General features: G+C 37.9%; 14 protein-coding genes and 2 tRNA genes. 9 read left to right on the top strand and 7 right to left on the bottom strand.

Annotated elements, in window-relative coordinates; genetic code table 11:
• Nucleotides 1-4 precede the first annotated feature (4 nt).
• Complete coding sequence (locus tag GGR42_RS06785; RefSeq protein WP_167962172.1) at nucleotides 5-2350, top strand: DGQHR domain-containing protein; 2346 nt, start codon at nucleotides 5-7, stop codon at nucleotides 2348-2350.
• A gap of 190 nt (nucleotides 2351-2540) precedes the next feature.
• Here GGR42_RS06785 and GGR42_RS06780 read toward each other — a convergent pair whose 3' ends face one another.
• The gene (locus tag GGR42_RS06780; protein ID WP_167962170.1) at nucleotides 2541-3527 is read right to left on the bottom strand and encodes a helix-turn-helix domain-containing protein; all 987 of its coding nucleotides are present in this window, start codon (nucleotides 3525-3527) and stop codon (nucleotides 2541-2543) included.
• 123 nt (nucleotides 3528-3650) lie between these two features.
• On the opposite strand from GGR42_RS06780, the gene GGR42_RS06775 reads away from it, so the two are divergent.
• From GGR42_RS06775 to GGR42_RS06755, 5 genes are all read left to right on the top strand, one after another.
• Complete coding sequence (locus tag GGR42_RS06775) at nucleotides 3651-6068, top strand: TonB-dependent receptor (protein ID WP_167962168.1); 2418 nt, start codon at nucleotides 3651-3653, stop codon at nucleotides 6066-6068.
• A 21-nt stretch (nucleotides 6069-6089) separates the two neighbouring features.
• Complete coding sequence (locus tag GGR42_RS06770) at nucleotides 6090-7466, top strand: hypothetical protein (protein WP_167962166.1); 1377 nt, start codon at nucleotides 6090-6092, stop codon at nucleotides 7464-7466.
• 95 nt (nucleotides 7467-7561) lie between these two features.
• Nucleotides 7562-9058 carry an ankyrin repeat domain-containing protein gene (locus tag GGR42_RS06765; protein WP_167962164.1) on the top strand — a complete coding sequence of 499 codons (1497 nt, stop codon included), beginning with the start codon at nucleotides 7562-7564 and terminating at the stop codon, nucleotides 9056-9058.
• A 10-nt stretch (nucleotides 9059-9068) separates the two neighbouring features.
• On the top strand, nucleotides 9069-9566 hold the full coding sequence (locus GGR42_RS06760) for a DUF2271 domain-containing protein (RefSeq protein ID WP_167962162.1): 498 nt from the start codon (nucleotides 9069-9071) through the stop codon (nucleotides 9564-9566).
• A 6-nt stretch (nucleotides 9567-9572) separates the two neighbouring features.
• A complete protein-coding gene (locus tag GGR42_RS06755; RefSeq protein WP_167962160.1) occupies nucleotides 9573-11768 on the top strand; it encodes a PepSY domain-containing protein in 2196 nt (731 codons plus the stop codon).
• Nucleotides 11769-11897: 129 nt separating this feature from the next.
• On the opposite strand, the gene GGR42_RS06750 is transcribed toward GGR42_RS06755, so the two are convergent.
• The 4 genes from GGR42_RS06750 to GGR42_RS06735 all read right to left on the bottom strand — a co-directional run bounded on the left by GGR42_RS06750 (nucleotide 11898) and on the right by GGR42_RS06735 (nucleotide 14054).
• Nucleotides 11898-11981 (bottom strand) — tRNA-Leu (locus GGR42_RS06750).
• Between the two features lie 47 nt (nucleotides 11982-12028).
• Nucleotides 12029-12101 (bottom strand) — tRNA-Gly (locus tag GGR42_RS06745).
• A gap of 124 nt (nucleotides 12102-12225) precedes the next feature.
• On the bottom strand, nucleotides 12226-12987 hold the full coding sequence (locus tag GGR42_RS06740) for a LytR/AlgR family response regulator transcription factor (protein ID WP_167962158.1): 762 nt from the start codon (nucleotides 12985-12987) through the stop codon (nucleotides 12226-12228).
• A complete protein-coding gene (locus GGR42_RS06735) occupies nucleotides 12981-14054 on the bottom strand; it encodes a sensor histidine kinase (protein WP_167962156.1) in 1074 nt (357 codons plus the stop codon). The genes GGR42_RS06740 and GGR42_RS06735 overlap by 7 nt, the downstream gene beginning before the upstream one ends.
• A gap of 227 nt (nucleotides 14055-14281) precedes the next feature.
• On the opposite strand from GGR42_RS06735, the gene GGR42_RS06730 reads away from it, so the two are divergent.
• On the top strand, nucleotides 14282-16738 hold the full coding sequence (locus GGR42_RS06730) for a TonB-dependent receptor domain-containing protein (protein WP_167962154.1): 2457 nt from the start codon (nucleotides 14282-14284) through the stop codon (nucleotides 16736-16738).
• A gap of 7 nt (nucleotides 16739-16745) precedes the next feature.
• Here GGR42_RS06730 and mutS read toward each other — a convergent pair whose 3' ends face one another.
• On the bottom strand, nucleotides 16746-19328 hold the full coding sequence (gene mutS, locus GGR42_RS06725; RefSeq protein WP_167964402.1) for a DNA mismatch repair protein MutS: 2583 nt from the start codon (nucleotides 19326-19328) through the stop codon (nucleotides 16746-16748).
• Between the two features lie 167 nt (nucleotides 19329-19495).
• Between mutS and GGR42_RS06720 the strand changes: the two genes are divergently transcribed.
• A complete protein-coding gene (locus GGR42_RS06720; protein WP_167962152.1) occupies nucleotides 19496-20026 on the top strand; it encodes an RNA methyltransferase in 531 nt (176 codons plus the stop codon).
• Between the two features lie 135 nt (nucleotides 20027-20161).
• On the opposite strand, the gene folK is transcribed toward GGR42_RS06720, so the two are convergent.
• Entirely contained in the window at nucleotides 20162-21307 is a 1146-nt protein-coding gene (gene folK / locus GGR42_RS06715; protein ID WP_167962150.1) for a 2-amino-4-hydroxy-6-hydroxymethyldihydropteridine diphosphokinase, read from the bottom strand.
• Nucleotides 21308-21409: 102 nt separating this feature from the next.
• On the opposite strand from folK, the gene sppA reads away from it, so the two are divergent.
• Nucleotides 21410-23170, top strand: a complete 1761-nt coding sequence (gene sppA / locus GGR42_RS06710; RefSeq protein ID WP_167962148.1) for a signal peptide peptidase SppA — start codon at nucleotides 21410-21412, stop codon at nucleotides 23168-23170.
• Nucleotides 23171-23193 lie beyond the last annotated feature (23 nt).

The following is a 23193-nucleotide window of genomic DNA, read 5'->3' as shown; positions in this document are numbered from 1 at the left end:
TTTGATGGATGACGATACAAGAGTAAAATTGTTAGGAAGCCTTGTAAAGGATAATGAATTAGTGAAAATTCTAAGAGTAAAAAGAAGAGATTATGTTTTAGAAGATGTTCCTAAAGACGAAGAAGTATTAAAAGAATATATTTCAAAAGGCTGGATAATCCAACGGGAGCTTAAGAATTCTTTCAGAATGAAAGGCCCCAAGCCTCATGATATCCTGTTTGAAGATAAGGTTTGGAGTGTATTCGCTCAATTAGGTTTTACTCATTTAAATAGAGACCGGGCTTTTGCCCTGCCATACGACAAAAAAAATCCTGAATTATCTAAACAAATAGATGTATTTGCTAAAGACGATGAGTCTATAATCTATGTGGAATGCAAGTCCTCTTTGAATTATGGCCGAGGGGATTTTAAAAAAGAATTAGAAGCTTATCAGGGAATCAAGGGAGGCCTGGAAACTTCAATTAAGAAAATGTTTCCTAATAATAAACCTCGAATCAAGTTTATTCTGGCAACAGAAAACAAGACATTAGGGGATAAAGATGCAGAGAGACTTGCTAATCTTGGAGGAACACATCTCGATGAAGAAGCCATTGAATATTACCTCAAAATGTTCGGCCAAATAGGTATTGCTGCTCGATATCAACTCCTAGGTTCTCTTTTTGCAGGAAATATGATACCAGATTTAGATAATCAAATTCCTGCAATAAAAGGAAAAATGGGCAACCACATTTATTATTCATTTTCCATTGAACCTGATAAACTTTTGAAAATTGGCTATGTTTTGCACAGAAGTAAAGCCAATCGAAAAATGATGCCTACCTATCAAAGAATTATCAAAAAAAATAGATTAAAACAAATTCGTGAATTTATTACAGAGGAATCTGGTTTTTTTCCAAACTCAATAATTATAAGCCTTGACGCGAAAGGTTCTGGGTTAAGATTTGATCCTGCAAATACGCAGGTTCCAACAGCTATTTCAAAAGTGGGTGTTTTATACCTCCCCAAGAAGTATAGGTCTGCGTATATAATTGATGGACAACATAGACTTTATGGATATGCAGGAACAAAGTACAGTGAAACTAATTCTATACCCGTTGTAGCTTTTGTCAATTTAAAGCGTGAGGAGCAAGTTGATTTATTCATGCAAATAAATGAAAATCAAAAAGCTGTACCCAAAACCTTGAGAGAAACTTTGAACGCAGACTTACTTTGGACATCTTCTAACAAAAAAGAACAATTAAAGGCTCTCTGCTCAAGAATTTCTATTTTTTTGGGTGAGGAAAAAGATTCTCCATTTTACAATTACGTCTCATTAGGTGAGGATAATAGAGTGCTGACACCTGGAAGTCTATCGGCTGCATTAATCAAAAGTAATTTTTTCGGAAATGTAACAAGGGACAAAATAGAAAAACTTGGACTTTTCTATAAAGGTGATTTGGAAGAAGCCTTTCAAAAAACTTATGAATTTCTGAGATTGGTGTTTGAGTATTTGAAAAGTAGTTTGAAGGAGGATTGGGAGTTGCAGAAAGATAGCTTTCTATTTGTAAATAAAGGGGTTTATGCAGTAGTATTGTTGTTAAGTGATGTTCTTGATCACCTCGAACATTCAGGGATAATAGATACGAACAAACATAGTAGTCAAGAGTTATTCAGTGAAACTCAAATGTATTTAGACCCTTTAATTGTTTTTGTCAGAGAAATGGATGAGGATACAAGACTCAAATTTAAGGATATGAAGGGGTCTACGGCTCCTACGAGATATTGGAGAAGATTTCAGATCTGTGTTCGCGCCGTTCATACTGATTTTAACCCGGTCGGATTGAAGGATTATATTAGAAATCAAGAGCGAGCCCTAAATATCAAGACTTTTGAAATGATTAAAGATATTGAAGAGCATATGCGAGAAGATTTTAAGAAAAAGTTATATGAGCGTTTGGGAGAAGAATGGGCTTGGAAAAAAGGTGTTCCAATTAAAATTCAGGATGATGCTGAAGATAGGATGAGAAAAAAGAATAGAACAAGAATTAAAGAGGAAGAGACAGAGGAATGGGATAATTTAAATTTGATTCATTATCGAGAGATTGCACAGCAAAATTGGCAATATGTGAATGAAGAAAATAAGAGGATAAAGTTTTTTGAAGTTGATTACACAATGCCATCAGAAGAGAACCTTAATAAAGAAGAAAAAACTAAATGGTGGGTTAAACTTAATGATTTGAGAAATGTTGTTTCCCACGTTTCCAGTGATCAAATATCCGAAGAAGACTTTGGTTATGTCAAAAGAATACATGATTGGTTGATAAAAAAGGAGATTTTGAATAAATGGCAGCAAGAAAGGTTGAGCAACTAAAATGTTCTCAGCCCTAAGAGAACTTTACCTAAAACAATAGGCGAGGGGAGCGACCATATTTTAGAAGTTTTGTGTTATGCTATTTTTTTCGGCAAGTTCACGTAACAAAAAAAAGCCCAAGCTTTCGCTTTTTAATCATCTGTACTCTAGGTGGAACTTAAAGGTGTGTACCAATGAATACGTTACAAAATTACTTTTTTAGTTTGCTTGGCAAATAGCCCAATGTCCGTTTAAAGGCATTGGTGAAATGTTGTGGGTTGGTATACCCTACCTCATAGGCAACTTGGGCTATCGGTAACCCTTCATTACGTATAAGTACACTTGCCTTTTCCATACGTAACCTGGTAATATATTTAAATAGGGTGGTGCCATAGACCAGTTTAAAATCCCTCTTTAATTTGGAGGCGTTAAATCCTGCTATAATAGCCAGTTCTTTAATGGGCAACGTTTTATTTAAGTTGGACTTTATGTGGTGTTCCACAATCTGCAGACCAGCTATGTCTGTTTTGGGTATATTGATCTTTGTGCTAGGTTTCGCTTTTCCATTGGCCTCGACCAATAAATCTACCAAGAGCGTCGTAATCTTGGATTGTGTATACGTTTTTTTTAAATGACCAGTTAAGGGACAGGCTATGATATCTTCCAGAATTTGGCCAAATTCTGAAGAAATGGGACGGGGCTGTTTCCAGAACACGTAGGGCTTATCCTTTTCAATGACATTGTTTATTTTTTTAAGTAGTTCATTATAGTTGTCCCCTGCCAGTTTTTTAATTAAGCCGGGTGTAAATATAATTTCAAGTGTACGCCTGGGAGAACCCTTGTATTCTAGAAGCCCATTGGTCCTTGGCAAGTAAAACAGATTGCAATGAAAATCTGGTATTTGGACAAAGGGTTTGTGTTGTTCCTTGTGGGTATAACTATAGTTTCCGGCAATCTCAAAATGCAATTTAAACATGGGGAAATCATTAAGCACCTTAATACTATAGCCTTCTGGGGCATCCATAGTGTTCATAACAACGAACATTCCGTTGAGCTGTAGTTCCTGGATAACACCGGTAACTTGTGGGGTATCCACTATAATGCTGTTTTCAATCAGTTTTTTGGTCAAGAAGTCCTTAGTGTATTTTTTCCTATAAATACTGTTCTTGAAAATATCACTTTTTAAGGTTGCCTCCATTAGTTCCTTTCACGTAGATAAAAATTCCTTTCACGGTATTTCGCCGTGCAATCCTGTTTTAGATTTGCAAAGTTATTTATTTAGACTAAATCTTAATAAGAATAACTAGATTTTTTTATTCAAATGAAAAACTTATTTACGGCATTCCTACTCCTAATTTGTTTATCGGTCCAAGGCCAAGAGGTTTTGGGTACCATATCGGGTAAGGTAGTTGATGCTTCAAAAAATCCTTTGCCCTACGCCAGTGTTCTGGTAGAAGGCGTAAAACTAGGTGTTCTTACAGACGATAATGGGTTGTACACCATTAACAATGTGCCTTTTGGAAAGCACAGGGTCGTAGTGTCCTTTATAGGGTATGGTAAGCGCTCAAAGACCATTGAGGTTAATAAAAGGGCGAGGGAGATTAAGATGGATTTTGTTCTAGAGGAAACCGCAGAGTACCTGGATGAGGTAACCGTGAGTGGGAAGAGCAAAGAAACAGAGCTGGAGACCAAAGGTTTTGCTCTAAGGGCCGTAAAAACAAAGGAGGCCAGTCTCCGAAATATCCAGACCAATGAATTGTTAAACACTACAGTTGGTGTTAAAATTCGGCAGAATGGAGGTTTGGGTTCCGATGTTAGCTATAGTTTAAATGGATTATCCGGAAACTCGGTCCGAATTTTTATTGACGGAATTCCTATTTCTACATACGGTTCTTCATTTAACCTAAATAGCATCCCTCCTTCAATGATCAAGAATATTGAGGTCTACAAAGGGGTGGTTCCGGGTCATTTGGCAGACGATGCTCTTGGGGGAGCTATTAATATTGTACTCCATAAAGACGCAAAAACAAATTTCAATGCCTCGGTTTCCTATGGCTCTTTTAACACCTTACAAACAAGTATCAATGGCTTGTACCGGTTTAAACAATCTGGGTTCACCGTAAAGGCATCTCTTTTTCATAATTATTCCGATAACAATTATAAAGTTTCGGGCAGGAGTGTTGTTGTTACAGGTTTAGGTGGGGTGCAAACACCTATTACCGCCAAAAGGTTTAACGATGCCTATAGATCTACAGGCGGAATGGCGCAAATAGGTTATACCGATGTAAAATGGGCAGACCAATTTTTAATTGGTTTTACAGGTTCTGATGATTATAAGGAAGTACAACATGGGGCTTTTATGACCATAACCCCTTATAAGGATAGATTTGTGGAATCGGATGCAATGCTGACCAATTTAACCTATCAAAAGAAAGATCTTTTTGCCAAAGGATTGGATCTAAATGTGCACGGCCTATATGGTAAACGAAACCGTATGGTAAGCGATACTGTTGCTTGGGCGTATAGCTGGAATGGGGAAAGGGCCATTGATTTTAGAGGGGATGAATACGAATATTCATGGGGTTCCCAACAAGAAGGAGGGCCAACATTGACAAAGATAAACAGAAATGTGGCATCCATTAGAACAGGGCTGTCCTATGCACTTAATGACCACCATAAAGTACTACTAAACCATGTTTATAGCGGAATTGATAGGGAGGATAGCGATGCCTTGAGATCGGTCTTGGAAAACACCTTTCAAGCAACAAGGAATTTAGACAAAAACATATATTCCTTAACCTATGAATTAATGGCTTTGGAAGACAAATTAAAAGCTAGTTTGTTTGGGAAGCATTACCAACAAAAAACAATAAGTATTGATCCCGCCATAGAAACAGACTCTAATGGGAACGATATAATAGTAGATGAGATTGTAAGTAGTAATAAAAAATATGATGGGTATGGTTTTGCTTTTTCATATGCCATTATTCCAAATATTACACTCTTGACTTCAGCAGAAAAGGCGATACGTTTACCCAACGAAACCGAAATATTTGGTGATGATGGGGATAATGTTGTAGCAAATTCCAGTATTGATCCAGAAAGTAGCAATAACTATAACTTGGGGTTTCGATTTGGAATGTTTAAAATCAAAAAGCATGATTTTACTGTTTCAACCAATGTCTTCACACGAAATATTAAAGATAGAATAGGTCTGCCTATTGAAACATCATTGAATGTTGATGATGAATTAATACTCTATGTAAATCAAGGTAGTGGAACATCCAAAGGAATAGATGCACAACTAAATTATACCTACAACAACAATTTTGCCCTCAACTTTAATGTGTCTCGTTTTGACTTAAAAATTGTGAACAGGGACATAGAAATAGACGTTCCCAACACACCATTTTTTACTATGAACGGTAGTTTGCGCTATTCATTTAAAGATTTAATTCAAAAAAACGCACGATTGAATCTCTTTTACACCATGTATTTCACGGATGAGTTTTCATTCTTGACTTCTCAGGGATCAAATACCATAGGGGATGACTTTTTTAAGGTACCCCAACAATTGGCGCAAGATTTTGGACTTAGCTACGCATTTCCAAGCAATAAGTTTGTGATGAGTTTTGACATCAAAAATATATTCGACGAACCGGTTTATGACAACTTATCCATACAAAAGCCGGGAAGAGCTTTTTACCTAAAATTAAATTACAGAATAAATAATTTTTAACCTTTTTAAATAGCATAGAAGATGAAACGTACTTTTTTAAATTTTAAAACATTGGCCACTGCTGTACTCACAGTAGGTTTAATGATCGCCTGTAGTAGTGATGATATTACTCCCACCCCAGATACAGAAGGTGAAGCGGAGGAAGAGCTAGAAGAATCCAGATGGATTACTGTCGCCGCAGCTAAAATGGGGGATAACCCGGGTGACGGAAATGGTGGAACCCTAATTTATGCTGTAAGCAGTGAAGATGCAAAAGACCCTACAGTGTCTATTGAGCCTTTTGAAAATGGATTTATTGCGCCTTCAAACAGAACGGCTAGACTACAATCCTCCGAAGATGGCAATACCATTTTTAATATTAGCTATGCCGGTGATACGGGTGGTAACTATACTAAATATATAGTAGAAGGCGGACAAACCTTTACACCATCAGGTTCCGAAGTTAGTATTGCACCGTATGTGGGGTCTGCTCCAAGATGGATAAAATTATTTGATGGAGATCAAACAGGAGCCGCTGTCTATGTGTCAACAGAACATGAAATTGATGATAATGGTACACCAGATGATGCAACGGACGATACGTATGTACGTACAGATGCGAACATTGGTGTGGTTACTTTGGATTTAGTGAATTCGTCAATAAAAGAATTCCAAGAGCATAGTGTAGCTTTAAGTGCAGAAGAAGAAGCAAACGGCTATTACATCTCTAGAATTGACATGCCGGTTTTAAATGCCGCTGGAGATAAACTATATATTGGTGCACGTTTAAGTAAGGTGGACCCTGCCACCGTGGAAAGGGACAGTGATTACGAAATTTTAGGTTCTAAAACTATTGTATTGGATTATCCTTCTTTACTAAACCCAACTGTGATTACTTCTACTGTAGGATACGGAAATACCAATGGATATCGTAGTATCAATGCTTTTCTGTATGGAGGAAGTGTGTACCAAGCGAACCAAAGTGATCCAGAAGGTTCCCATATTTTAAAAATTGATGCAGACAACGAATATGACGATTCTTATGTATTTAATTTAGACGACGCTCTAGGTGTGGAAGAAGCTTACATTCTTGCTTGGAGACCTGCAGGGAACGGCAAAGCTGTAATAGCATATCGTCATGCGGGATCTGCTGAAGGTGTGGCAGGGGCCCAAGGATTTTTTGCCTTGGCCGATTTAAATGCTAAAACGGCACAAAAAATTGATGCTATTCCTTATGATACAGATTTTTACTTATTCCAATACCAAGGTTTTGTGGTTGAGGGAACTGAAATATATGTAACCCAAGCCCCAGTTGGGCAAAACGGAAACATATATGTTATAGATACAGAAACAGGAGCTGTAACCAAAGGTGCGGAGTTGGTGAACGTAGAGGGAAGCCACTTTATAGGTGTATTCTAAAAAGTAAACCCATTAAATGGTCATGAAACCATAAACATAAAAATTAACTATAGGGAGATGCAGAATTTTGCGCCTCCCTTTTTATCCTTTTAATTATGAAAACAAATTATAAGTCTATAGCACCTATGCTCTTTTTAATGCTGGGCTGTCTTTTTGGAAGTTCTGCCCAAAGAACATCGGGCAATCCATTTTTGGACCGCGATTTTTGGGCAGCTAAACCCAGTATTGCCGATATAAATGCCAACATTGCGAAAGGACACTCGGTTACCGAAGCCAATAATGGAGGTTTTGATGCTACTACTTTTGCAATATTTGCGGATAACCCATTAACTACGATCAAACATTTAGTGGAGCACGGAAACGATGTAAACAAAAAAACCCATGATTCGCGAACCTATATCTTTTGGGCTGCCTCAAGGGGCAATTTAGAATTAATGCAATATTTTGTTGAAAAAGGGGCCCAGCTAAACCTTAAAGATTCGCATGGTTATTCACCGAGTTCTTTTGCCGCTGCAGGAGGTCAACAAGATCTAAAAGTTTATGAATTTTTTATTGCCAATGGGGCAGATTTAAAAAATGAAAAAGACCATCACGGTGCAAATATCTTACTGGTTGCCGTCTCACGCGCAAAAGATCTTAAATTGGTAGACTTTTTAATCTCTAAAGGATTGGATATTGATACCATTGATGACGAAGGCAATGGCATATTTAATTATGCTGCCAAAGGTGGAAATAGTAGTATACTCAAAGCCTTAAAAGAACGAGGGGTCACAACTTCAAAGAATAGCAAAACGGGCGAAAACGCCATTTTATTTGCAAGCCAAAGCAGAACGGCAAAACTTGAGGTCATTAAGTATTTGGAAAGCATTGGTTTAAATGCCAACGTAACCAGTAATAATGGCAACAACCCGCTTCTTAATCTTGCACGTTCTTCTTCAGATATCGAATTTTTTGACTATTTCATAGCAAAAGGTGTAGACCCTAATGCAAAAGATAAAGAAGGAAACACCGCTCTACTTAATTCTGTATCTCGAAATAAACTTGAAGTGATCTCTTATTTTACGGAAAAATCCAAAGATATAAACCAGGCGAATAAAGAAGGGCAGACACCTTTGGCATTGGCTATTCAAAACAATAGTGCAGAAGTAGTGGACTACTTACTTTCAAAAGGTGCCAAAGTTGATGTTTTGGATGCATCTGGTAACAACTTGGCATATTACCTTTTTGAAACTAGAGGAATGCCAAAAGAGTTTGATTCCAAAGTGCAAGCTTTGACCAAAGCAGGATTTAATTTTAAAATGCCACAAGCTAATAAGAGTACAATATGGCATTTAGCATTGAGTAAAAATGATTTGGGATTACTCAAAAAAGTAAGTGGTTTTGGTGTAGATATCAATGCAAAAGATGACCAGGGCAATACCCCTTTACACAATGCGGCAATGAAAACAAATAACACTGAAATTTTAAAATATTTAATTGCCAATGGTGCCGATGTAAAATCGACAACGGAGTTTGGAGAAACTGCACTCGACCTAGCAAAAGAAAATGAACTTTTAGCGAAAACCAATAGTAGTTTGGATTTCCTTAATTAAAATTTAGTATATGAGAAAATCAGTTTTAAATCTTTGTTTGGTAAGCGTTTTTACTGTGCAAATTTTAATGGCCTATTCATTTGCGAATTTTGAGCCGCAAGTTAGTTACAAGTGCTTGATTCAGATGACAAATTATACAGGGGAGAAGGCTTATGTAGTGGTATCATTGATTGATCCTGACGGTAAATATGTAAAGACGCTCTATGTTCAGGGTGATGACAAGGAATGGTTTCCCGATTTAAGAAGTTGGTGGAAATTCAGTGATGGCATTAACGAAAATATAGATGCCATTACAGGAGCGACCATTGGCAATGGACAACGAAATATTGTTTCGCTAAGTTTTGATACTTCTCAGATTGACAGTGGTCATAAAGTGCGTTTTGAGTCGGCTGTTGAAAATCAGGAATATTATAAAATCGATGCAGAAATAGAACTCAATTCGGCCACAATTAAAGAAAAAGTAGAAGGAAAGGGTTACATACGTTACATTAGAATGGTACCAAACTAAACAAGAATGATTGTATCCATATGGAGATATAGCCACCTATTTTTGGCTATATCTTCTTCATTATTTTTGTTGATTGCCTCCATAACCGGGGTCATTTTAGCTGTAGAGCCTATCGCTAACAAAGTACAGCCTTACAATGTTTCGGGTGCGGACAGTCTTTCATTGGCCGAAGTTCTTAACCCGATCAATGCGGTCTATGACGAAGTGTTGCTAGTTTCCCGTGACAGAAATGGGTTTGTTAGTGTAACGGTCATAATTGATGGAAAAAACGAGTCTTTCTATATAGACCCATACACAGGGGAACGATTGGGAGATCTTATCCAAAAAGCCCCTGTCTTTCAATTTGCCACCAATCTTCACCGTTCCCTTTTTCTAAAGTCTTTTGGACGGTTTTTTGTGGGTCTCACCTCACTACTGTTGTTCTTTATTGCCGTTTCTGGTATTGTGTTAATTGCGAAGAGACAAGGGGGGTATTCCAAATTTTTTTCACCAGTGGTACGTGAGAACTTTTCGCAGTACCATCATGTAGTGTATGCACGTATTGTTTTGTTGCCAGTATTGGTATTGGCCTTAACTGGAGTTTATCTCTCCTTGCTTCGATTTGATGTGATTCCCCAGCAACAGGTTTCCCATGAAGTTGATTTTGATAGGCTAAGGGAGGAGCCGCTAAAGAACTATAAGGATTTTGAGCTTTTAAAGAATACCTCGTTATCAGAATTACGGGAATTGGAATATCCTTTTTCGGAATTTGTAGAGGACTACTACATTGTTCGTCTAAAAAATAAGGAAGTACTCCTCAACCAATATACTGGTGAAGTGTTGGGCCAGCAAAAATATCCATTTGTGACAATGGCTTCGGCCTGGGCTAATGTGCTTCATACAGGAGAAGGAAGCATTTTGTGGTCTACGGTATTGGGGCTGGGAAGCCTCTCCATTCCTTTTTTGATGGTTACGGGCTTTATCATCTATTTCAAACGGCCCAAAACCCGTATTAAAAATAGATTTTCCAAAAACGAATGTGACCACGTAATTTTGGTCGGGACCGAGGGGGGCACTACCCTGCAATATGCCCAAGAATTCCATCGACAAGTAGTAAAGATGGGTAAAAAAAGTTATTTGGGGCTTATGAACGACTATGGTTTGTTCAAAAAAATGGATGAATGTGTCGTCATCACTGCCACATACGGACAGGGAGAGGCGCCTGCAAGTGCAACACGATTTATGGAGCTGGTGGAAAAACACCCCCAATCCCGGCCTTTTTCATTTTCGGTTATCGGTTTTGGGTCCACTGCTTATCCCAACTTTTGCCAATATGCATATGACGTACAGGAAAAGCTTAAAAATCTTTCTAATGCTCAGGTTTTTGAAGAGGTTTTTACTGTAAACAACCAATCTTTTCAAGCTTTTTTGGATTGGACGAATCGATGGGCCAAATCTCATGGAATGACTCTTCACCTTAAAAAGCCCAAAGCAACCCTACACAAAAACCATGCTTCCGATTTTGTAGTGGTAGGCCGATTGGACCTTGAAAAAGAGGATACCTTTCTACTTACCCTTAAAAATATAAGTGGTACAAAAACTGTTTCGGGTGACCTCTTATCTTTGACAACTGAAAAAGATGGGATCGAACGCCTCTATTCTATCGGGAACCTAGGGAATGACATATTGGCTATTAGCGTAAAAAAGCATCCCCATGGAATCTGCTCCAACTGGCTGGGACAGCTGGATAACGATGAAATCTTGTCGGCACGAGTGGTTAAAAACAGACATTTTCATCTTCCAAAAGGTTCCAAAGAAGCGGTGTTGATTGCGACGGGAACGGGTATTGGCCCTTTTTTGGGCATGATTTCTTCCAACACCGCTAAACGAAAACTAAGACTTTATTGGGGAGGCAGAACTCCAGAATCGTTCTGTCTTTACCAATCACATATTAATAAGGCCATCTCCAAAAAACAACTTGAACACTTTATCCCTGCTTATTCACGAAGCCAACCTAATAAGGTCTATGTTCAGCACTTAATCAAAAGAGACGGCAACAAAATTGCGGAGGTCTTGCGTAAAGGTGGTTGTGTGATGATATGTGGGTCGATTAACATGCAAGGGGAGGTTATGAATGAATTGAAAAACATTTGCAGCACCTATTTGAATAAAGACCTAAGCTACTACCAAAATCGTGGGCAGATTAAAATGGACTGTTATTAAAAGCGATGCAAAATATTTCGCTCATTTCATGATTCTTTTTTGTCCCTCAATATCTTGTCCAAATACATTTGCCCCAAGTTTTCGGAACAAAAAAACCCAAGCTTTCGCTTAGGTTTTTTCAATCATCTGTACTCGAGGCGGGACTTGAACCCGCACGGCCTAATGGCCATTGGATTTTAAGTCCAACGTGTCTACCAATTCCACCACTCGAGCCTGTTTGCACAGTAATAAAAAAACGCTGGCAAGCAGCGTCTTTTTTGAGCGAAAAACGGGATTCGAACCCGCGACCTCCACCTTGGCAAGGTGATGCTCTACCAACTGAGCTATTTTCGCATATACTAAAGAACGTTTGCATCTTTTCACAGATGCGGATGCAAATTTAATACAATTCTATAAAAACCAAAGTATATTTTTACAAAAGAAATAAATTAAACAAGTTAAGAGGGGCATACAAATACTATGGATGGTCCTTTTGGTTAGCGCCTTTTTTTAACACCTTATTTTTCAACACATTGCTTTGCACCGTTTTTCTAAAATTCCTGCTTATGGGAATATGGGACCCTTGGGTCAATATTAACTCGTGGTTTTCCAAGGTTTGTATTTTGGAAATGGAAACCAAATAGCTTTTATGAACCCGTATAAAGGTTTTGGGGCTTAAATTCTCTTCAATGGTCTTTAAGGGCATTAAGGACATGTATTTTTCTTCTTCTGTATGTATGAGAACATAGTTCTGCAAAGCTTGTACATAAAGTATCTTATCAATGTATATTTTTTCATATCTATTTTCGCACTTTACAAAAAAATAAGCTTCTTCTTTTACCGTATTTTCGCTGCTGTTCAAGGTGCCATTTCTTAGGGTGTGCTGGGTATTTGCCTTGCTAACCGCTTTAAAGAACCTATTAAAGGTGATAGGTTTTAACAAGTAGTCCAATACATTAAATTGAAAACCTTCCAAAGCATAATCTGGATAGGCCGTAGTGATGATGACCATGGGCAGGTTGGTCCTGATTTTTAGAAAGTCCAAACCTGTCATAAAGGGCATTTCAATGTCCAAAAAGATTAAATCTATAGCTTCTTGGTCTAGGGCTTGGTTTAATTCCAGGGCATTTTCGGCAACAAACAGTAGCTCCAGATAGTCAATGACTTTTATATACTCCTCTAGTACTTGTCTCGCAAGAGGTTCGTCATCTATTACCGCACATGTTAGCTTTGTTACCATTCTATTTTCAATATAACGGAAAATTTGTTTTTTAAGGACCGGTGTGTCAATAAATGTTTTGGACCATAAATAAGATTTAATCTTCGGTTCACATTTTTTAAGCCAATACCGCTAGACTGGGAAACATCCTGTGACTGTTGAGCGGATGCTGTATAACTGTTTTCAATCTTTAGCTCAAGAGCCTTGTCATTGGCCTTCAAATTCATTCGGATAAAGTTTTTTTGGCCCTTTCCCTTGGATACATGCTTAAAGGCATTTTCTATGAACGGAATCAATATAAAGGGCGCAAGGGTCTGTTTTTTGGTGGTGCTGTTCTCTATGCTAAAATGCATTTCTGTATGCCCATGGTCCAAACGTAGTTTCTCCAGATCAATAAAATTCTCAATAAATTGTAATTCTTTGGCCAGCTCTATTTTTTCATCATTGCATTCATACAATTGATACCGGAGCATATTGGAAAAATTGGCCAAGGATTCCGAAGCCAAATCGGGGTTTTTGGGAATCAAAGCAAATATGGAATTAATAGTATTGAACAGAAAATGGGGATTGATCTGTGATTTAAGGTATTTAAGCTCCGTTTCAAGGTTTTCCTTTTCAAGCATTTTTCTTTTTTGTTCGGCATTCAACCAATTTTTGGCCAGTTTAACGCTCATGCCCAAAGTCATTACCGCTGCAGAGGAGGGCAATGCCCAGGTGAAAAATATTTTAGGGTATTCCCCAACACCCACACCAAACAACTCCATAAAGGTTTGGTCAGAAAAATAGGCGGCCAGATAATAACCACAAGTTATGCATACCGTGCAGAGCAATGTGGTGGCAATCACAGAAAAAATAAAGGCTATGTTGCGCCCAACATACAGCAGTTTGGGAATTAGGTAGTAAAGGTTAAAATAGACCCCCAGGGTTTGGAAAACCACATAGAAATAAAATTTTACCGAGGCATCCGAATAAAACAAGTAGGTATAGACCTCTTTAAAGCTACCAATATTGAGGATGAGCCAAACAAGATGGTACGCCAACCAAAAGGGAATATGGTACAGTTTATATCTTAAAAAAAAGTTTTTCAAGTTTGTAGTGAGCATGGGTCCGTTGTAAAACAATAGTACAAGGTATAGATTTTCAAGATGTTAAAAAGAATTATTGATGAGTGACAGGAAGTAATTGACAAGTTGTACTATTATCATTGATAATGCAAAAAAAGGACTTGGTCAAGCCGTAGGGGCTCTATATCAATACTATTTTCAACACTTCTTATTGCGCTTTTTATTTGGGAAGAACAGTAAAGCAATTCCCAATGAACAAAAAGAAAACACCATTGTTTGTTATTCATTTTTTACTCATCCAGCTATGGGGAACGGTATGTGTCCATGGCCAAATTGAGGGGAGGGTTATAGATGGGGAAGGTACGGCCATACCCTATGTGAATGTGATTCTTTACCAGGCAACGGATACAACGATCATTAAGGGTGCCACTACAAATGAGCAGGGTGAATTTGGCTTGTTGCATGAAACTCAAGGGGAGTATATGTTGGGCCTAAGCAGTTTAGGGTACGTAACATATTATTCTAACGTATTTGCTATGAGCAATGATCCAAAAATAGATTTGGGCACAATGACCCTATTGGAGAACAGGAACGAACTGGATGAGGTTGTACTTTCCGCCAAGAAAAATGTAATTCAAAATACTTCTTTTGGAAAGGTGATCAATGTACAAAGTAGCTTAATGACCAAAGGCAGCAATGCCTTGCAGATTTTGGAAAGGCTGCCAGGGGTTTTATTGGATAAACAAAATAGCCAATTTAGCCTAAATGGACAGAGTGGGGTGGTCGTTATGTTCAATGGCCGACGAATGCCCTTATCCATGGAAGAGGTAATGTCCCTATTGGAAAGTACGTTAGCGGATACCGTTGAAAAAGTGGAACTCATAACTTCGCCCACCGCAAAGTATGATGCAGATGGCGGGGCGGGAATCATCAATATTATATTTAAGAAGAATGAATATGAGGGCAACCAGTTCAACCTAAATACAGCATTGGGTTATGGTGTTGGGGAAAAAGCAAGTACATCTTTACAATATGCCCATGGCCATAACAAAGTGAGCCTTACCGGTTCTTATGCTTTTTCCCATGATAGAAGCAAGAATGGTTTTGAAGGTTCTGGAACCAGCAACATGCCAGTTTTAGGGGCGCCCAGTAGAGCGGATTTCTCTACCTATTTTAACAACAATAGCAACAGTCATAATTTTAATATGGCATTGGGATACCAAATACGGCCCAAAATGGAGGTTGGGGGTGAACTGACTTATTCTTTTTCAAAAAACCACTCCATTTCCAATGTCAACAATGGCAGAAAATTGGAAGGTCAAGATTTTTTTGCCTCCCGGTTGGTAACTGATAGACAAACAACAAAAAAGAATCTAATTTCCTCGGTTTATTTGGGAAGCGAACTTTCAAAGAATCTTTATGCCAATATCGATTTTAATTATCTCACCTATTCCAATGACAGTCCGGCACTCACAACAAGTGAGTATTTTGATGGTGAAGGTGAGGTCATAGTACCAGAGAATGACATTTTCACGGATGGAAATAGGGGCCAAAGTAAATCCAATATACAATTTGGAGTGTTTAAAGTAGATTTTTCCTTGAATCTAAATGAAAAATTGGAAAGCGAATTTGGTTTTAAGGGAAGTATCGCAAAAAATGAAAATGATAGTAGAATAGAAACAAATAACAATGGGGTCTGGGAGGTAGACCCCCGTTCCCAAAGTGAAATTTCCAGTGATGAAAAATTATGGGCCGCCTATACACAGTTTAAGTTTTTAATCAATGAAAAATCTACCCTCCAAGCGGGTGTTCGGTATGAGGATTGGAACCGTACCCTATCCAATAATGAAGATCCGTTTGCGGTGAGGCAGTTTTTCCCATCTTTTTCATATCAGTATACGTTATCCGAAAATGAAAATTTAAATTTTAATTACCATAGAAGAATCAGTAGACCTTCTTACACCGATTTGATCACTAGTCTGTATTACAATGACCCAATAGCCATATTTACAGGAAACCCAGTGTTAAAACCTGCGATTACAAACACGGTTCAATTGGATTACAATATCAAAGGATTCAATGTGGGGTTATCCTATCAAAAAGAATTAAACCCTATTTTAAGATATCAGTTCACCACAACCCCTCAAAATGATATACTCATTGTTTCGCCACAAAATGGAGAGTATCAAAAAAGCCTTAATGTATTCTTGAACGTTCCTGTGCAATGGTCAAATTGGGCAAAATTGAATGTATCTGGCACTTCATCCTATAGAAAATACAGTATTTCTTATATTCCCAATCCTGCCGAAAAATTATACTTCTTTCAAAACCTAAATTTCAATCAAGGCTTTAAACTGCCTTGGCAGATGGATATGGAATTATCCGGATGGTACAATTTTCCTTCCTATAATGGTTCGCACATAACCGAAGGGTTTGGTATTGTAAATTTTGGCTTGGCAAAGAAATTTAAAAAAGAATGGGGCACCTTGCAATTTACGGTTACAGATATATTTAGGTCGTTTAATATTTATAACCACAATGGGGGTATGGCGCCCGTAGTTTTTGATATTGACACAAAGTCACGGTATAGGGATGAGTCTGCCTTTTCACGAATATTTAGACTTAGTTATTCGCGCAGTTTTGGCCATATGACCAGCAAAAAGATAAGAAGTTCGGGTACCGTTGAAGAACTTAAAAGAGTGGATTGAGTATACCTTAAGAAGTGGCCTTCCCTTTTTTGGAGAGCATGCGTTTAATTTCGTTTAATTTCATAAGGGCTTCCACAGGAGTCAAGGTATTGATATCCAAATGAATGATTTCTTCCTTTATTTGCTCCAAAAGGGGATCGTCCAAATTAAAAAAGCTCAATTGCATCTCATCTTGGGCCGACTGCAATTTATCCGTGAGTTCCTCACTGGAATGGGATTTCTCCAATTTCTTTAAAATCTTGTTGGCTTTGTGGATCACTTGCTGCGGCATACCGGCCATTTTTGCCACGTGGATACCAAAACTATGTTCGCTGCCACCAGGGGTTAATTTACGTAAGAAAAGAACATTGTCCTTAAGTTCCTTAACGGACACATTGTAATTTTTGATGCGCTCAAAGGTGGTGGCCATTTCATTGATTTCATGGTAATGGGTGGCAAATAGAGTCTTTGCCCTAGCGGGATGCTCGTGCAAATATTCTGAAATGGCCCAAGCAATGGAAATACCATCATAGGTGCTGGTGCCGCGACCTATTTCGTCCAACAAGACCAAACTGCGTTCAGAGAGGTTGTTCAAAATGGAAGCTGTTTCGTTCATCTCCACCATAAAAGTGGATTCCCCCATGGAAATGTTGTCACTGGCACCCACCCGGGTGAATATTTTATCTACGTAGCCTATGTTCGCTGCTTCTGCAGGAACAAAACTTCCCATCTGTGCCAATAGCACAATTAGGGCAGTTTGTCTTAGAATGGCCGATTTACCACTCATATTGGGCCCTGTGATCATAATAATTTGTTGGCTTTCCCTATTGAGAACCACATCATTTGCAATATAGACCTCTCCCAAGGGCAGTTGCTTTTCTATAACTGGGTGACGGCCATTAATGATTTCAATTTCGGTGGAATCGTTTAAAGAAGGCTCCACATAGTTGTTCTCTTTTGCCAATTGTGTAAATCCACACAAGCAATCCAATTGGGCAATCTGTTGGGCATTATTTTGGACATGACTAATATACTCTTGCATCCAAACAATGAGCTGGGAAAATAACTGTTGTTCCAGGCTTAAGATACGTTCTTCCGCTCCCAAAATCTTGGCCTCATATTCTTTAAGCTCTTCGGTGATATAGCGTTCCGCACTGACCAAGGTTTGTTTTCTGATCCATTCTTCGGGGACTTTGTCCTTATGGGTGTTTCTAACCTCTATATAATAACCAAATACGTTGTTGGAGGCTATTTTTAAGGAAGTAATGCCCGTGCGTTCCGTTTCCCTTTCCAACATCTTATTTAAGTAGTCCTTGCCAGAAAAAGCCAGGTCCCTTAGCTCATCTAATTCTTGGGAATACCCATCGGCAATGGTTTTCCCCTTGGAAATAAGAATAGGGGCTTCCTCATTGATCATTTCCTTGATTTTGGTTCTTAGCATTTCACAGGAATGCAATTGATCACCAATGAGTTGTAAGGCTTCATTATCGCTAACAGAAACATGTTGTTTTATCGGGACAATGGCCTCCAAAGAGTTTTTTAACTGGACAACCTCTTTTGGGTTGATTTTCCCCGTGGCCACTTTGGAAATTAAACGCTCCAAATCTCCAATTTGCTTTAACCACTGTTGCAGTTTTTGTAGAGAAATTTCATTTTGGTTTAAATGGGAAACCACTTGGTGTCTTCTTCTTATTTTTTCAATATTCTTTAAAGGAAGTGCCAACCATCTTTTGATCAATCGCCCTCCCATAGGGGAAATGGTCTTGTCAATGACATCCAAAAGGGTAACGGCATTTAAATTGGTGGAGTGGTATAGTTCCAAATTTTTAATGGTAAACCTATCCATCCAAATATATTCCTCTTCCGCAATTCGCTGTAGTCGGTTAATGTGTTGCAATTGCCTGTGTTGGGTTTCCGAGAGGTAATGCAATACTACTCCCGATGCCACCACACCATGTAATAAATGGTCCACCCCAAACCCTTTTAGGGTTGCAGTTTTAAAATGATTGGTTAGGGTTTCTGTGGCATAATCTTCTTGAAAAATCCAATCCTCCATGTAGAAAGTATGAAATTGGCTTCCAAATAAATCCAAAAATTCTTTTTTATGCACTTTGGATACCAAAACTTCATTGGGAGAAAAGTTTTGCAATAATTTATCAATTTGCTCCTCGGTTCCTTCAGAGGTCAGAAATTCACCCGTGGAAATGTCTAAAAAGGAAACCCCTATGCGTTTTCGTCCAAAATGGACGGCACATAAAAAGTTGTTGGTTTTGGCGCTAAGGATATCATCATTTAGGGCTACACCAGGGGTGACAAGCTCCGTGACCCCTCTTTTTACAATGGTCTTTGTTTGTTTAGGGTCCTCCAATTGATCACAAATGGCAACCCTTTGGCCCGCTTTTACCAATTTGGGCAAATACGTGTTTAAAGAATGATGGGGGAAACCCGCCAATTCTGTTTTATCACCACCATTGTTTCTATGCGTAAGAATAATGCCCAATATTTTGGATGCTTTTATGGCATCTTCACCAAAAGTTTCATAAAAATCACCCACACGAAAAAGTAACAGAGCATCAGGATGTTTGGTCTTGATGGTGTTGTACTGCTTCATTAAAGGGGTTACCTTCTTTGTTTTTTCTGTTTTGGACAAAGCGATTTTATTGGTTTACTTTTGTTCTCAGCGAATGTATTATTTTCTTTATGGAAATTAAACCATTGTTGATATTTTGGGATAAGTTCCTAAATTTCAAAAGGGGTTAGAAATAAGTAAAAGATTTAATGAGAAAACTTAAGAACGAAGAGTTAAATAGATTAAGTACCGAAGAGTTTAAACAAGCAAAGAAAACTCCGATTATTATTGTATTGGACAATATTAGAAGTTTAAACAACATAGGTTCTGTGTTTAGGACTTCTGATGCTTTTCTGGTAGAAAAAATTTACCTGTGCGGTATAACGGCACAACCTCCACATAAAGACATTCGTAAAACAGCCTTGGGAGCTACAGAGAGTGTGGATTGGGAATATAGGGAGAGTACTTTGGAACTTGTTAAAGAACTTCAAGGTTATGAAAACCAAATCTTGGCAGTGGAACAAGCCGATAAAGCAACGATGCTAAATAAATATGTTCCCAATACTTCCAAAAAACAAGTTCTAATATTTGGTAACGAAGTTAAAGGCGTTGCCGATGAGGTAATCCCTTTTTGTGATGCTGTTGTTGAAATTCCCCAATATGGAACAAAACATTCCCTAAATATTTCTGTAAGTGTTGGGGTTGTTGTTTGGGATTTGTGGTCCAAATTAATGGGTTGATTTATCTGTTTAAATAAAAAAAGCCCAACCGAAGTTGGGCTAGAAATATAGAATTTGAGTTAGTTAGTTTCCTTTGTTAGGGCGTACAATAAAAGAAAACGTTTTCTTTTATGCAAATAATTTGTGAAAATTGTCTTAAAATTTCTTTCCCACGATAAATTCCTGAATTTGGTCGATTACGCTTTCATAGTCCTTGTCATTAGCTACAAAATCTAGTGTACTAACATCAATAATTAGGCTATTTTGGTCAGGATAACTTTTAATGAAGTCCAAATATCCACGATTTATTCTCTCTAAATAATCAGGTGCAATATTTTGCTCATAATCTCTACCACGCTTTTTTATGTTTTCCAACAATCGCTTTGTGTCTTGATAAAGATAAACATAGACGGAGGGTTTAACGACCTCCTTGTACATAAAATCGAATACCTTTCTGTAAAGTTTAAATTCTTCTTCCTGTAAGGTGATTTTTGCAAAAATGAGCGATTTAAAAATATCATAATCACCCACCATAAAGTTTTTGAACAAATCTAATTGGGAAGTGTCGTCTGTAAATTGTTGATACCTATCCGCTAAAAATGACATTTCCAAAGGAAAAGCATATCTGCCTTGATCTTCATAAAATTTGGGCAAAAAGGGGTTGTCCGCAAAGCGCTCCAATATCAATTTGGCATTGAATTCCTCAGAAATCCTTTTGACAATTGTAGTCTTCCCAGCACCAATATTTCCTTCTATGGCAATAAAATGAAGCTTGGAAAACAAAGCTTCCTTTGTTTTGTATAAAATGTGCTCAATTTTGCTCAATTTGCTTTTATCCTGGCATTGCTGCAATAAATTTCTAGTGTCTTTATTGAATATGGGATGGTAAAACTGTGGGGCAACATCTGCCAATGGTTTTAATACAAATCTTCGATCTTGCAAATTGGGATGGGGAAGGGTCAAATTCTCGGATTCAATAATTGCCTTATCAAAATAGAGGATGTCTATATCAATGGATCTAGATTTATATCCCTCTTCAGGGGTTCGGACTCTCCCAAGCTTCCCTTCAATTTTTAAAATAATATCAAGCAGTTCTTGCGGCTTTAGGCCGGTTTCCAAAGCTACACAGGCATTTAAAAAATCACCCGAATCAAAACCCCAAGATGGTGTTTCATATACATGGGAAATGGATATAATTTTTCCGACTTTTTCTTGAAGTTGAAATATAGCTTTTTGTAAGTTGTTCAACCGATGCCCTAAATTACTTCCAAGGGAAAGGTATATGGTTTTGTTGTTGCTCATATTCTAAAAGCAAAATAATGAAAAGAAAAGGACATGTACCCAATAATCTAAAAATACATGGGATATAGTTATATTTGGAGCTTAATAATAACTGATGTATTCATGAATTTTTTAAGAAACTTGCTGGCGGCAATTATAGGATGTTTAATTGCCTTTGGCATTCTTTTTTTAATGTTCTTCATTTTTGTTGCCCTTATGGGAAGTGGAGAGGACAAAGTGGTTATAAAGAGCAATTCGGTATTAGAGCTGCAATTACAAAAACCCATAAAGGATTATGTTGGGAATGATGCATCGGATCCCTTTGCTATATTGTTTGAAGAGTCCATGGGACTCAATGAAATAATACATGCCATTGAGGTAGCAAAAAATGATAATAAAATAAAAGGGATAAGCCTAAAAAACAACTTTCTGATGTCGGGCATAGCCCAGACAAAGGCATTGAGGAATGCCCTAAAAGATTTTAAGGAAAATGGCAAATTTGTGTATGCCTACGCAGATTTTTATACCCAGAAAGATTATTATTTGGCAACGGTGGCAGATAGTGTGTTCTTGAACAAGGTAGGTGCCATGGATTACAAAGGGTTAGCTTCCGAGGTATTATTTTATAAGGATTTGCAAGAAAAAACAGGGATTAAAATGGAGGTCATTCGCCATGGAAAATATAAAAGTGCCGTGGAGCCTTTTCTATCCAATGAAATGAGCGATGCCAATAGAACCCAAATTCAGGAGTTGATAGGCTCCATTTGGACTTCTATGTTAGATGATATTTCCGAAGGAAGAAATCTAAGTCCTGAGCAATTGAACATTATCGCGGATACTTTAGGGGGGAGAAGCCCCGAAATGGCAAAAATATCGGGTTTAATAGATGATACCGTTTTTTATGATCAGTATGAGGGAAAATTAAAAGAAGCTGCAGGGATAGATTATGAGGACAAAATGGATTATGTTATCCTTGATGATTATATCACATTCTCCAATAAAAAGAAATTGCATACGGGGAAAGATAAAATAGCGGTGATTTATGCACAAGGTGAAATTTTGTACGGAGAAGGTGGTCCAGATATTATTGCCCAGGGAATTATTAATAGGGCATTGATAAAGGCTAGAGAAGATAGTAGTGTAAAGGCCATTGTACTTAGGGTAAATTCACCAGGGGGAAATGCATTGACCTCGGATCTTATATGGAGAGAAGTAGAACTTACAAAAGAAGCAAAACCTGTGGTGGTTTCCATGGGCAATGTGGCGGCTTCGGGCGGATACTATATTGCTGTTGGTGCAAATAAAATCTTTGCCGAACCAACAACTATAACAGGTAGTATTGGTGTTTTTGGAACCGTACCTAACATAAGTGAACTGGCTGGAAACATTGGAATCAATGCGGAGCAAGTAGGTACCAATAAAAATTCGGTTGACTACTCCTTGTTTGAGCCAATGACGGACACTTTTAGAAATGTGGTGCAAGAAAGTGTGGAAGAAACCTACCAAACTTTTTTAAGCAGGGTAGCCAAAGGAAGAAATATTACTATGGAAGAAGCGGACAATATGGCTCAAGGCCGTGTATGGAGTGGGGTAGATGCTAAAAGATTGGGTCTTATTGATGAATTGGGTGGTTTGGATGACGCCATTGAGGAAGCGGCCGCCATGGTTGGGTTGGACACATATGGTATTAAGAGTTATCCTAAATACAAATCTAGTTTGGAACGTTTTATGGAAAATTATGCCAGCACCAGCACTAAAGTAAAACAGAGCTTTATTGAGGAAGAAATAGGGGTAGAGGCCTATTCCATCTTAAAAGAGGTGAAATCTGCTATGAAACAAGAGGGTATACAAGCTAGAATGCCATTTGTCTTAAATATTAAGTAGGATTTAGGTTAAAGTATTATATA

Origin of the sequence: Saonia flava (assembly GCF_011927795.1) — a bacterium.
Taxonomy (GTDB): domain Bacteria; phylum Bacteroidota; class Bacteroidia; order Flavobacteriales; family Flavobacteriaceae; genus Saonia; species Saonia flava.
Note: the sequence above shows the minus strand (reverse complement) of the source record. Positions and strands in the feature narration are given on the sequence as shown.

Bases quoted from the DNA above. Each gene is read 5' to 3' on its own strand.
- GGR42_RS06785 (WP_167962172.1), top strand. From the start codon at position 5: ATGGATGACGATACAAGAGTAAAATTGTTAGGAAGCCTTGTAAAGGAT.
- GGR42_RS06780 (WP_167962170.1), bottom strand. From the start codon at position 3,527: ATGGAGGCAACCTTAAAAAGTGATATTTTCAAGAACAGTATTTATAGG.
- GGR42_RS06775 (WP_167962168.1), top strand. From the start codon at position 3,651: ATGAAAAACTTATTTACGGCATTCCTACTCCTAATTTGTTTATCGGTC.
- GGR42_RS06770 (WP_167962166.1), top strand. From the start codon at position 6,090: ATGAAACGTACTTTTTTAAATTTTAAAACATTGGCCACTGCTGTACTC.
- GGR42_RS06765 (WP_167962164.1), top strand. From the start codon at position 7,562: ATGAAAACAAATTATAAGTCTATAGCACCTATGCTCTTTTTAATGCTG.
- GGR42_RS06760 (WP_167962162.1), top strand. From the start codon at position 9,069: ATGAGAAAATCAGTTTTAAATCTTTGTTTGGTAAGCGTTTTTACTGTG.
- GGR42_RS06755 (WP_167962160.1), top strand. From the start codon at position 9,573: ATGATTGTATCCATATGGAGATATAGCCACCTATTTTTGGCTATATCT.
- GGR42_RS06740 (WP_167962158.1), bottom strand. From the start codon at position 12,987: ATGGTAACAAAGCTAACATGTGCGGTAATAGATGACGAACCTCTTGCG.
- GGR42_RS06730 (WP_167962154.1), top strand. From the start codon at position 14,282: ATGAACAAAAAGAAAACACCATTGTTTGTTATTCATTTTTTACTCATC.
- mutS (WP_167964402.1), bottom strand. From the start codon at position 19,328: ATGAAGCAGTACAACACCATCAAGACCAAACATCCTGATGCTCTGTTA.
- GGR42_RS06720 (WP_167962152.1), top strand. From the start codon at position 19,496: ATGAGAAAACTTAAGAACGAAGAGTTAAATAGATTAAGTACCGAAGAG.
- folK (WP_167962150.1), bottom strand. From the start codon at position 21,307: ATGAGCAACAACAAAACCATATACCTTTCCCTTGGAAGTAATTTAGGG.
- sppA (WP_167962148.1), top strand. From the start codon at position 21,410: ATGAATTTTTTAAGAAACTTGCTGGCGGCAATTATAGGATGTTTAATT.